The organism is Pseudomonas sp. SJZ080 (assembly GCF_007828295.1).
Taxonomy (GTDB): Bacteria; Pseudomonadota; Gammaproteobacteria; order Pseudomonadales; family Pseudomonadaceae; genus Aquipseudomonas; species Aquipseudomonas migulae_A.
In genome coordinates this window covers 19,849-31,715 of record NZ_VIUK01000040.1, presented here as the reverse complement: position 1 = coordinate 31,715, position 11,867 = coordinate 19,849, and the positions used below count along the sequence as shown (strand labels likewise).

At 55.0% G+C, this 11,867-nt stretch carries 9 protein-coding genes; 2 read left to right on the top strand and 7 right to left on the bottom strand.

Annotated features, from left to right (window positions below; translation table 11 throughout):
* Positions 1 to 1,252: 1,252 nt before the first annotated feature.
* From FBY04_RS30610 to FBY04_RS30590, 5 genes are all read right to left on the bottom strand, one after another.
* Complete coding sequence (locus FBY04_RS30610; RefSeq protein WP_145319247.1) at positions 1,253 to 2,191, bottom strand: hypothetical protein; 939 nt, start codon at positions 2,189 to 2,191, stop codon at positions 1,253 to 1,255.
* A complete protein-coding gene (locus FBY04_RS30605; RefSeq protein ID WP_145319244.1) occupies positions 2,182 to 4,911 on the bottom strand; it encodes a toxin VasX in 2,730 nt (909 codons plus the stop codon). The genes FBY04_RS30610 and FBY04_RS30605 overlap by 10 nt, the downstream gene beginning before the upstream one ends.
* Positions 4,911 to 5,483 (bottom strand): DUF4123 domain-containing protein, encoded by a 573-nt coding sequence (locus FBY04_RS30600; RefSeq protein ID WP_145319240.1) that lies wholly within the window; start codon positions 5,481 to 5,483, stop codon positions 4,911 to 4,913. Before FBY04_RS30600 ends, FBY04_RS30605 begins: the two co-directional genes overlap by 1 nt.
* On the bottom strand, positions 5,480 to 7,534 hold the full coding sequence (gene tssI / locus FBY04_RS30595; protein ID WP_145319237.1) for a type VI secretion system tip protein VgrG: 2,055 nt from the start codon (positions 7,532 to 7,534) through the stop codon (positions 5,480 to 5,482). The genes FBY04_RS30600 and tssI overlap by 4 nt, the downstream gene beginning before the upstream one ends.
* Before the next feature lie 132 nt (positions 7,535 to 7,666).
* Entirely contained in the window at positions 7,667 to 8,182 is a 516-nt protein-coding gene (locus FBY04_RS30590; protein WP_007948242.1) for an Hcp family type VI secretion system effector, read from the bottom strand.
* Positions 8,183 to 8,241: 59 nt separating this feature from the next.
* Here FBY04_RS30590 and FBY04_RS32510 point away from each other — a divergent pair, with 59 nt between their 5' ends.
* Both FBY04_RS32510 and FBY04_RS30585 read left to right on the top strand, forming a co-directional pair.
* Positions 8,242 to 8,409: a hypothetical protein gene (locus FBY04_RS32510; RefSeq protein WP_178118343.1), complete on the top strand. Its 168-nt coding sequence runs from the start codon at positions 8,242 to 8,244 to the stop codon at positions 8,407 to 8,409.
* 183 nt (positions 8,410 to 8,592) lie between these two features.
* On the top strand, positions 8,593 to 9,270 hold the full coding sequence (locus FBY04_RS30585; protein ID WP_084322095.1) for a type 1 glutamine amidotransferase domain-containing protein: 678 nt from the start codon (positions 8,593 to 8,595) through the stop codon (positions 9,268 to 9,270).
* A gap of 120 nt (positions 9,271 to 9,390) precedes the next feature.
* Here FBY04_RS30585 and FBY04_RS30580 read toward each other — a convergent pair whose 3' ends face one another.
* Both FBY04_RS30580 and FBY04_RS30575 read right to left on the bottom strand, forming a co-directional pair.
* Positions 9,391 to 10,770 carry a VOC family protein gene (locus tag FBY04_RS30580; RefSeq protein ID WP_145319234.1) on the bottom strand — a complete coding sequence of 460 codons (1,380 nt, stop codon included), beginning with the start codon at positions 10,768 to 10,770 and terminating at the stop codon, positions 9,391 to 9,393.
* A gap of 135 nt (positions 10,771 to 10,905) precedes the next feature.
* Complete coding sequence (locus FBY04_RS30575) at positions 10,906 to 11,847, bottom strand: alpha/beta fold hydrolase (protein ID WP_084322099.1); 942 nt, start codon at positions 11,845 to 11,847, stop codon at positions 10,906 to 10,908.
* Positions 11,848 to 11,867 lie beyond the last annotated feature (20 nt).

Sequence of the window (11,867 nt, the reverse complement as noted above, 5' to 3'; positions counted from 1 at the left end):
CGCCTTGAAATATCGTTCACCGAGGGAGTTCAGGCGCTTAGCGGGAACATCAATTTAACGGGGAGTTGGTGTCCGGTTTGGTAGGGGCAAGTCCACCAGACACCGGCACTAAAAGAATAAAAAGGGGATCAAATTATTCTGAGGCGCCTTTGTTTGCCGCCCCTATAGTCCGCCGTTGGGCTGAAGAACCAATTCAAGATGGTCACTATCAAGGTAACAGTTTTCGATGCGCCATTCAGTCGGATCAGCCGCTTTAGAGCAACGAAACCGTGGGGGCGCCTATTGGCGCCCCTCATTAAGCTAAACCGTCAAATAAACTGCTCCGTTTTGCTGCAATTAAGACATTTTCTTTACGCCATGGAAGGCCCGGAGTCCACGCAAGCATCCCTTCCGACCGCATAGAAGAATCACTATTGATTGCCAACGAACCGATAAACCGGTTGAACAACACGTTGTTCACCACCATCGAGCAGAGCATTGATACTATTCAAACTATCCATTGCCTTAGTTTTGCTGCCGCTTTTCGAACAGTGTTCCAGTACCTCAATGAAATGCCTCCAATTGCGTAAATGGGATAGCAATAGAACAACAGCTTTTTCCTGATCTTCAGCCCAGCTTTCTACGAAGCTTTCCGTTAACAGGTACAGCATTGGCCCAATGGTTTCTGGCGGCAGCATATTTAACGGGATTTTTTTGCCCTTCACATCTATCGAATGGTTACTGTGTAGTGGTCAAGTATGAGGTTGGGGAGGAGGTGTTTGAGATGGGGGGATAAAAAATGGGCGATCAATCAGATCGTCCGTTTTTATGTTGCCTGAACCTGAGCGGTGACTAATTCAGGCGTTAGCTTCTTTTTCTAGGTCGATTAATCTAGTTGACGGCCCATCACCCCGTAAACGTTCAAGCACGATTTTCGGCCAACGACTGATCATTAGCGCGTTCTCAGTATTACAAAATTGGTGAACCATTATTTCCAAAGAAGTATTAGATAAACCTGCTGTATAGGGCCCTGATAACTGAAATTCACATACCAGCGCTTTTAAATCATCCCAAGGTGCGTGGTACAACTCTCCATTGTTGTCATAGTAAACTTCACGAGTACGTCTATTGAAAATTATGGGCAACGGAAATCGGCGAAAAACCTCCCAGAGGAAGGGTATTGCTATCAATGGCACAGCCACAATCAACCCATTGCAGGCACCTTCATAAATACCATACCAAGACAGGGGTTGCGAAAGTTCTTGATTTTCTTTTACTTCTCAATGTCGACCAATCTAGTAGTAGGGCCATCTGGCTGCAAACGCTCCAGCACGATCTTGGACCAGCGATTGCGCGATCTCCGCTTCGCTATGTTGTAAGTGAGATTCTGTATTAAGTTTGACGGGTAAAACATTAAGTGGCCAAGAAACATAAATACATCTATGCCGCTTAAGTAATTTTTACCGTTGGTGGATTTTTTTTTGTCTGCAATGGTTTGGCGCCAATGTCCAAGAAGCTGGGACTGATTGATGTTTGCCGTAAGTTGCGTTTTTACAAAGTCATCTGACTCGCTATGATGCCCGTTTTTATCGAACCATGGACCATTATTCATGTAGGAGCGAATGTATTCCCAAAATCCTCTCTGCATGTCCAATGTCTTTCCAGCCGGAGATCCTAGGCTCACCATAAGCGCATTTTCAGGGGTTTTATAACGATGAACCATAATTTCTAAAGATGCGTTATTCATACCAGCAGTATAGGGGCCGACTATTTGAAATTCACATGCAACGGCTTGGATACCATCCCATGGCGAGTGGAACAACGCCCCTTCATGGTCAAAATAAACCTCGCGAGTCCTGCGGTTGAAAAGTATCGGTAGAGGAAGTGGCCGAAGTATCTCCCATAGGAACGGGGCAAGGAAAAGCGGAACTCCAAACACTACTGGCCATATTACGGCTTCCCATCTGCCCTGAAACGCCATCCACAGCCCCATAACAAGACAGAGACTTGAGCAAATACCGCCAAGAACACCGGTCAGCATTCCTCGGTCAGAGGCCCCTCCAACCTGAAGCGATAGGTATTGTTCAGTGTGCTCATCCGTAATGAAAAGTTCCATCGGAGCCTCGCCTGTGGGCTGATCTGCGCTAAGAAGTACTGTCGGGCTATCTCCATATTTTGCTTGTGCTTTCTGGACTAGATCTTTCAAAGCCATGCTATATCCTTAATTTCAATTGCAGGTAAAGCCATGCCTACCATCGGGGTATAGGTCAGCGTACCATTGATGCTATTCAATGCTCTACCTTCGCGATCCGTGTGATAAACGCGTCTATACGTTGCCACACCTGCCTCCGTTTTTACACGAGTCCCTTCGTGACGGTCAAAACTATTACCAGTCCATCTAACTTTTTCACGTTTTCCTCCAAAGCCGAAGATTCCCCCCCACACTTCTTCTCCGACGAAAAGAATCATATCGTCAGTAACAACGCTTTTTCCGGGGAGTCGTAGCATTAAATAGGTGGACTCAACCATGCCGCTATAAGGATTTAGCTCGTTTAGGCGGCAGGCGTCGAAAGTGATTGGGAAAATTATTTTATAAAGTTCGACCATGGATTTTTGGTGGCTTGTTGCCCATTCTGCCGGGGTTATTCCAAACTTTGATCCTTTAATCCACTTCTCTAGCGGTGTGTCTTTGGTATAAAGTCTCGCAATTACTCCGCCTACTATTATGATAGTAAGTCCTAGGGCTTTTATTGCTATATGGGGGGCTTGGCCTACGCCTCGACCGATTGTTGCCGTTTCTCCCAGGATAACCGCCGCACGAGCTGCACGTACTGCTCGAAACGCCTGGACATACAGCGCAAGGTTAGCGCCAGAAGCCGCACTCAATCCCACGTTTATTAATGCGGTATCAAAATCTTTTGATTGAAAGGCTTCAAATGCATCCATGCCGTAAACAATAACGTCGAAACCCGACACAACCGCTTGTAGAAGTGCGGCTTTAGCGCCAAATCCAAGTGCATCAGCCAAGGCCTTACGAGAACTTATTGACTCCTCGCCCGTAGTAGCTACTGCCTTTTCCCAATTGATCTCAGCTACTTTTTGCCAAACCGCGCTCGTCGCTGATGCGACACCGACCGCTCCACCCATCAAACCAAGAAGATCTTTGGCTGATCCGCTATTGCTATATTCTTTTACACCCCAAACCATATTGATCCCCGCCATCAACGCTACAACGCATTTGATAGGGGCTTTCGCCATAGATTCTTTGCTTAAATTAAGCAAGTTTTTCAGGTTGGTTTCCGGGGGGGCCAGTTCGGCGATCGAAGGAAGTGTTTTAGCCGCAGAACTTACTGTTGGTGCAGGCAACAATATAAAAAATGGCAACGCATTTTGAATCGCGGACGCAACTGGCGTCAATTTTAGCTTGGAAGGCGGAATTTCCGGGCGTGTGCCCATCATATCGCTTAGCCATTCCCCTATTTGCTTTTCGCTGACTTGATTCGTTCCAATTCGTTGGCTCGAACGTGCCATAGCTGCACCCATGAAGAGCTTCGCTGCGTTGCTTGGGGGCTTGGATACGTCATGCAGCTCAGCCCCAGCAATTGGTGACAACGACAGGAACAATCCCTCCAGTATAGGAGCAGGATTATGGGGGGCGAGTCTGTCAGCCGCATAGTTAATTGCGGCAGAGAGAGCCATTGCTCTACCCATATTTACAGCAGCTTTTCCAACACTCGCGGCGTTATCATTGATTCCATCTGATACGTCTAAAAGCGATTTAATTTCGGGGATGGCTAAGCGTTCGCGCAGTCCGAGTAGCGCCCAGATCAACCAAGGGCTGCCGTTTGTTTCTTTTTGCGGGTCGAGAGCTTCTCCAATAACCTTCGCACTGACGCTGCACACCGAAGCTCCCAAACAAGCCGCGGCAAAGGACATTTCCAGTTCTATGCGCTTTGCAGGATTACATATATCGTAATGACCCGCAGCTGTATCAATGGTTGCGGGGCCTTTCACGTGTCGCGTTTTAAACCATTCATTCCAGATAGTGTTAAAACGCCGAATATCTGTCGCAAAACGCTTTTCTGCTGTTTCCTGCTCCGTCCATGTCTTTTTTAACTCATCGAAGCGCGTTGCAGAAGGCAGCGTGCTGTTGATCTTCGAATCGTTTTCCCCCAATGACTTAAGAGTTCCTGCGATTGCCCAGTCTTCGGCTCGCGACTTACGCAAGTCTTCGTAAGTGCTTGATTGGAGACGAATCAGTGCGCTCAGGTCATGCCAAACACCCCATGCATCATCGGCAATAACATATGCCTGCTGTTCGCAGCGAGCCATGTCCTTCAATGTACGTTCCCATTTGGGGATCTTTTCGGTAGAAGGCTGGCAACTCCATTGAAATCCGTCAGATTGTTTGTAGTCCCCGATGGAGTCATAAATGCTTGCTACTTTGCCGCTCACCGGCCCCGCACCAGGTGTAAACGCACGCATTACCCGCGTGCGCGTGCTGGCTTTTGATTTAGCCGCCGCGAACTGTTGATCGGTCCACTGCGTAGGAGACCAAGCGAGCATCGCCGGTGTACCCGCTGGCAGCATCAAATAAGGCTTTTTACTCTTATCGATGACTTTGCCGCCGCGAGCGGTTTCTTGCAGCATTGTATTTTCGACAGTGAACTCGACCAGCTTTGCCGGGGAGGTTTGCCATACGTACAGGTGACCGTTGCGGAGGAAGCGCGCGACATAATTCAATGGCTTGCCACGAGTCACCGCATTCTTGTCACCCAACTCGGGAAAGTTGCCGTTAAGCGGCGGCAAATTCATTGCGCTGACATCAAGGCTGGGCGTTGGGCCAATGGCGTAACGTAGTGGTATCACGGCGGTGAGTAATGGGCAGCCGGCCGGTTTGAATTCTGCTTTTGCTGGCGCAGGTTGGGTCATTACACGACTTCCTGTGATGTATCGGTATCAGGTGCCAATGCCTCAAGCAACGGCCAGGTTAAAACGATCTGCGCATTGATGCCGCTATCGTTGGGGGCACAATCTTCCTTGGGTTTTTCATTTGCCCACGCACGTTTCGCAGTGCCTTCATGATTGACCCAAACGCAATCAATCCCATGCCAAAAGCCGATTGGCCAGACTGCGCCTGCGAGCCACGCCCGTCGTATCGGTGTTGCGTCACCGAGGCGCAGCCAGAACTCTCGTCGATCCGGGGAGTAGATTCGGATTCGTCGCTGTAACGTATTGAATACCTGGCTAGCCGATTGCTGGGTTTGCAACCATATCCCGTTACTCAGGTTTCCGTCCGCATGCGACCACGCCTGATAAGCTGGACTACCCATCGGGGCGTCGAGAAGAATGGGGCCGGCTTCGGCAATGGGTTCGTAAGGTGTTCCGAGTAGCAGGGGCATCGGCTGGTGGCTTGGGTAGTTTTGATAGAGCCAAACCACTGCATCTTCCAAATGCGCACCATCCATCAGCAGAAATCCATTGCGGCCATTGATGTTGGTCATTTGTGCGCCTCTTTCGCTGCTTTTGCTGCCTCACATACTTCACAGACCCCCGAAGGTGTCTGCCTGAACACCATGTTCTGTTTTACCAATGCCTCGATAGGCATGCCTGGCTTATCCGCATCCGCCTGCTTCAACGGCCCCGGCAACAACGGCGCCGCCCCCGTCCCGCTGCCCGGCCCGCCACCGGAGTTCATGTTGATCACCGGCCCGCTCAGGGTCACGCCGCCCGCATCGATCTTGATGAAGCTGCCGCCGCCGATCAGTGTCAGCTCGCTTCCGGCCTCAAGCACCACTTTCATGCCACTGCTCAGGTGGATTTCCTGGCCCGCGTCGATGAATTGCCCGGTGCCGATCTTGATGTGCTGGTTCACGCCCACGGTCAGGTGGTCGTTGGCGCGGGCTTCGACTTTGCGGTCTTCATAAACGGTGTGGTGTTCTTCGGCCTTGAATTCGCTGTAGCTGTTCTTCTCGACGGTGTCGTGGCGTTCGTTGCCGACGCGGATTTTCTGGTCGTGCTCGACGTTTTCATCCCAGTCGCGCTGGGCGTGGAGGAAGATCTGTTCCTGGCCTTTCTTGTCTTCGATGCGCAGTTCGTTGAAGCCTGCGCCGCCCGGTGAGCTGAGGGTTTTGAAGGTGGTGCGGGTCTTGTTCGCCGGCAGGGCGTACGGGACGACGTTTTCCTTGTGGTACAGGCAGCCGCTGATCAACGGTTGGTCGGGGTCGCCTTCGAGGAAGGTGACGAGCACTTCCATGCCGATTCGCGGGATGGCGATGCCGCCGTAGTGCGCGCCGGCCCAGGCGGAGGAGACGCGCAGCCAGCAGCTGGTCTTGTCGTCGGCCTGGCCTTCGCGGTCCCAGTGGAATTGCACTTTGACGCGGCCGTACTGGTCGCAGTGGATTTCTTCACCTTTGGGGCCGGTGACCACGGCGCTCTGGCTGCCGAGGATGCGCGGTTTTTTCTGCGTCAGCGGCGGGCGATTCGGAACGTCCCACGGCGTGGCCTGGAAGCGGTTGCGATAACCCTGGTGGAAATCGTCTTTCAGATGGGTGGTGCTGCTGGTGACCGACTCTTCCAGCACTTGCGGCTGTTTGCCTTCGTGCAGGACTTCGGTCAGCAGCCACAGGTCGTTCCATTTGGCTTTCGGGTGTTGGGTCAGAGCCAGGAAATGGCCGCTGACCAGCAACGGCTGATCGCTTTTGCCTTCGGCCAGCTGGAAGTCGCTGCGGTGGCGTTCGAGGGCGCGTTTGGCCAGGTGCTTGCCGCGTTCGCGGTCGATGAAGCGGCCGGGATAGTCATAGTCTTCGAGGTCGGGCAGGGCGTCGCCACGGTTTTCACTTTCGAGGGTGATGCGCGGTTTTTCGAAGTCGTAGTCGCGGCGGGTGATACGGCTGGTGCGGGTTTCCAGGCGCAGGTCGAAGCGCTTGATCACCGGGTCGCTGGCGACCATGCCGGAGTCTTGCTGATAGGCCACGGGCGCGAGTTTCGGGAACACCGTCTGGTCATCGCCGAACACCAGTTTGTGGGCCGTGGCGCTGTGCTGGAAGTGGTAGTGGATACCTTCTTCCTCGCACAGGCGCTGGACGAATTGCAGGTCCGATTCATCGTACTGGACGCAGTAGATGCGCTCGGGATAAATCGCCCCGACCTTGAATTCGTAGGCATTGCTCTGGATGCCGTGTTCTTCGAGGACCAGGCCGATGATTTTCGGCACCGTGAGGTTCTGGAAGATGCGCTGGTTGATGCGATGCGCCAGGTAGGACAGTTGCGGGCGCAGGGTCACCGCGTAGCGGGTCAGGCGTTTGCCGGAATCACCCTGGGCGGCGCGATAGATCTGGCCATGGATGCCGCTGCCGTCGGGCGAGAGCTGCAAAAAGGCGGGTTTGTGCAGCAGGCTTTCGAGGTCCAGGGACGGCTTTTCGCTGACCAGTTCCACCTCAAACACAAACGGCTGGCTGATGGCTTCCCGACCTTGCAGGGAAAGCACCTGGAAGTCGTTGGAAAGACCTTCGATGGTCAGGGCAAAGTGAGTCTGATTGGCCGGCGCGAACATCCCTTGTTCCTCGTGCAGTGCTGCGGCGTTCGCCGGCACCCGTGCAGGGAGCTTGCGGACGCGAAAATTCTGGAAGGGCGTAAACAACATCGACCAGCAGAGCTGGCCGATGCTTTAGACGGTCGACCTGGATCAGGCCACCGGCAGACGCCAGTCATCGGAACCCGAAGTACCGGATACTTCGTGGGTCCAGGTGATTTTGCGGTAGGTGAATTGCACTTCTTCCAGGTGCGTGAAGTGCGAGTTCGACGGATCCTGGCAGTTGTGCATTTTGTTGTTGATGGCGACGATGATCGCGTCTTCCAGTTTGGTGGTGTAGTAGTGCTCTTGGGTACCTTGAGCCGAAGTGCGGTACCACTGGATAACGATTTCGCTCATGCGCTCGCCGGAGGTCAAAGCGGCCTGCAGCAGTGGCGAAGACTTGTCGTATACCTTGGTGATCACGACTGGCTTGTGTACGCGCTGACCGGTCGGTTGGCCGGATTGCGGGTCACGCGGGATGATCACGTCGTGGCTGAAGGCCTGAACCATGACCTGGTCTTCGTGACCTTCCTGGTAGGTGTTGCCAACCGAGTCGGCGGTGAATGCGCCGGCAGTGATCAGACCTTGTTTTTCGCCAGTGACGGACATGTACGCTGGTGTTGCCATGGATGCTCTCCTTGCTGAATAAGTGAGGTGCCCGGGAGGCGATATCGCCCGGTGGGTGCATGACTGTTATCAAGGTCCGTGCCAGAAACATAGAAAACCATATTAATCAGGGCTTTGCAGTGAGTTTTTGGTCGCTGGAAAGATTGCCGGCAACGTTCACCCCGCAATGTGCGCAAGAACTTGCGCAGCACTGCGCAACTTCTTGCGCACCGGGCTGGAAGGCCTGACAAACCGGGCGTTCAGCGCTGAAGCAGCGTGTCTCGCCGTATCGATTGCGCAACTTCTTGCGCATCAAGGCGGTTAGCCATCACTTCAGAGCACCGGTGTGAAAAGTGCAACGAACAGCGCAGCCTGATGGTCAAACTCTGCGCCGAGTTGACTCAACATTCCCCGAACTCAAGGAGCGCGACATGAAAATCCTGATGGTTTTGACGTCCCACGATCAATTGGGTGACACAGGCAAGAAAACCGGCTTCTGGCTGGAAGAATTCGCCGCACCGTATTTCGCTTTCAAAGACGCCGGCGCGCAACTGACGCTGGTGTCGCCGAAGGGGGGGCAACCCCCGTTGGACCCGAAGAGCGACGAGCCGGACGCGCAAACCGCGGCCACTGATCGCTTCCGCAAAGACTCCGCGGCCCAGTCGGCATTGGCGTCGACCGCGCTGCTGAGCAGCGTGAGGGCTGACGATTACGATGCGGTTTTCTATCCGGGTGGCCATGGCCCGCTGTGGGATCTGGCTGAAGACAAGGTTTCGATCGCATTGATCGAGGCGTTCAACAAGGCGGGTAAACCGGTCGCCTTGGTCTGTCATGCGCCGGGAGTATTGCGTCACGTCAAGGGGACGGATGGTCAACCGCTGGTCAAAGGCAAGCGGGTGACCGGCTTCACAAACTCTGAAGAGGAGGCGGTGCAATTGACCAAGGTCGTGCCATTTCTGGTGGAGGACATGCTCAAGGAGAAGGGCGGGATTTACTCCAAGGGTGACGACTGGGCGAGCTACACGGTGACTGATGGATTGCTGCTGACCGGTCAGAACCCGGCGTCGTCCGAGGCCACGGCTGAAGCGCTGTTGGCGAAGTTGAAGTAAAACCGGAAATCACCAAAAAACCTGTAGGAGCCGGCTTGCTGGCGAAGAGGTCCTTGAGAAGCAATACACATCCAAGGGCCCCATCGCCAGCAAGCCGGCTCCTACAGGATTGGGTGGTGATTAACAGAGCGATGCAAAACATTCCTCGATCGAACGCCGCTGCGTCTCGGCATACAACCCCAACTCATCGATGGTCGATCGCCCCAGCGCCTTCTCGAACGCCTGCCGATTCGAATGCTCGCCATAATGGGTTTGCGCCGCATCCCCAAGATTCGACTGAAAAATTCCCGCCGCACTGACCGGCAGGAAATCTTCGTAGACCAACGGTTCGGCTCGCAAGTAGCCGTTGCCGAGCAAATCCTCCAGCGACAAAGATTTAAGCGCTTGCGCCGACCCCAGCCCCTTTTCCGTCAGGAAATAGCGAAAGTACGCCAGTTCCTGCTGACGCATTCCCTCAAGGGTGTCAGGGAATTCGCTGAAGTGCTGCGTCATCAGCGCGTTGTAGCGTGCGGCATTGGCTTCATTGGGGAAGTCCTTGAGTTCGTCGCGAGCGGCGTTCAGCAAGCGGTCGTAAAGCGCCCGGCCCTTGGGCGTGAGCGCGGCGCCGCGCTGCTCGATCTCACCGAACCGGGCGCTGTGGCTGCCGCGACTTTCAGCTTGGTCGGTGAAGGCAACGGGTTCGTCCAGCGCCTTGAAACTGGTCTGGCGCAACAGGATCGGGCACTGGCGGCGGGGAGGGCCTTCGATCACTGCTTTGGGGGTGATGCCATGGGCCGGCATTTGTGCCTGCACAATGTCGATGTCCAGGGTGCGCGGTGTCAGGTGGTTGATGTGCGGGCCCTTGAATGCCACGACATCGGCGATCAGGCGATGCTGGGCGCTGAGTTTCTGGTATTGCTCGGCGGTGACGGTCGCGCTGTGGTGCCAGCGGAAGGTTTCCAGCGCTTGCTCGACGAAGTCCTTGGCCTCGGACTCGGTGAGGCCACCTTCGGTTTCGGCGCGTTCAATGAGGGTCAGCGCCGTCGGCGTGAAGATCGAGCGTTTATCCAGCACCGATTGCGCAAAGGCGCGCAGCTCCGGGTCTTCGATCAGTTCCAGACGCAGCAGCGAGGTGAACACCCGAAACGGGCTGACCTGCAAGGCGGCCTCATGCACTGCGCGGAACGCCGTGGAATGCACCGGGACGCCGGCCGGGGTCAAGTCGTAATAGCCAACGGGCTGCATGCCCATCACCGCGAACAGCCGGGCAAGGGTCGCCAGTTCAGCGGCGGTGCCGACGCGTATGGCGCCATGGCGTTCCAGGTCCAGACGCTGGATTTCGCCCGTGCTGTTCAACTGCCGGGCGATCTGCGGTTCGCTGTCCAGCACATGACGGTTGGTCTGTTCCACCAGTTCCATCAACGCGCCGTACAGTGGCACTTCTTCGCGGTACATGTCGGACATCGCTTTGGAGAAGCGTTGGCGGATCAGGTCGGGGCTGACAAAGCTTGGGTGGCTCATGAAAAAATTCCAGGCGCGGTGACGTGAAGGTTGGGGAAAAGATCGCAGCCTTCAGCGGCGCCGACAAACGAAGAATCTTACGGACTTCATTCTGCAAAGGACTGCTATAGCGGCAACCTCGCAAGCTCGCCGGTATTACACGTGGAGTTGAGTGCGCTGGGATGCCAAAAACTCGCGATACAGCCGCGCCGTGCCCGCCGGTGCCTCGACCATCGGCATATGGCCGACACCTTCCCAGATTTCCACCCGCAGGTCTTCGATGCCTTTGCTCCAGATCGCCACGCTACTGACGTCGATCAAGCGGTCCTTGCGCCCCCACAGCAACAGCGCCGGGCACTTGATGTCGGGCAGTTTCGGTTCCATTGGCGGGCTGGCACGGAAGTCCCTGAAGATTTCTTCCAGCTCATCCCGGGACTGTTCATAACGCTGGGCGATGGCGTCCAGCACCACGCCGGGCACCCATGGCGGCTCGGCCATGGTCATGGCGTAGAAGCGCCGGAATTCTTCCCGGGAGTTGATCAGGAACGGGTTGTGGCCCTTGGACAAATGACGCTCCAGGTCACTGATTTCTGGCGCGGTGACACCGGCCGGGTCGATCAGGGCGACCGAGGCGATGCGGTCCGGGTAAGTCGCCGCGAGCCACGCCGCCATGTAGCCGCCCATCGAGTTGCCGATCACATGCACCTTCTCGACGCCGCAGACATCGAGCAGCTGGATCATCCGCTTCGCCTGCAAAGGGATATCGTACCCGCCACCGGCCTTGAACCCGGTTTCGCCATGCCCGGCGATGTCGGGGATGATCACCCGGTAAGTGCCGACAAAATGCCGGGCGAAGCGCAGCCAGATATTCTTGTCGGCGCTGTAGCCGTGAAGCATCAGCACGCTGCTCGACGCTTCGTACGGCCCGCCTTGCCAGGTCGAAACGGTCATTTCGGCAATCGGTACGACGATCTTGTGCAGCCGATACAGCTTGGCTTCGGCCGCCATGTTCAAGTCATAGAGCCAGTGACCGATGGCCGGGTAGCTCAACCAGCTCCAGGCCACGAAAACCGCGATTGCGACAACCAACAAAAGCATCACGCGTCTCCCTTTTCTCT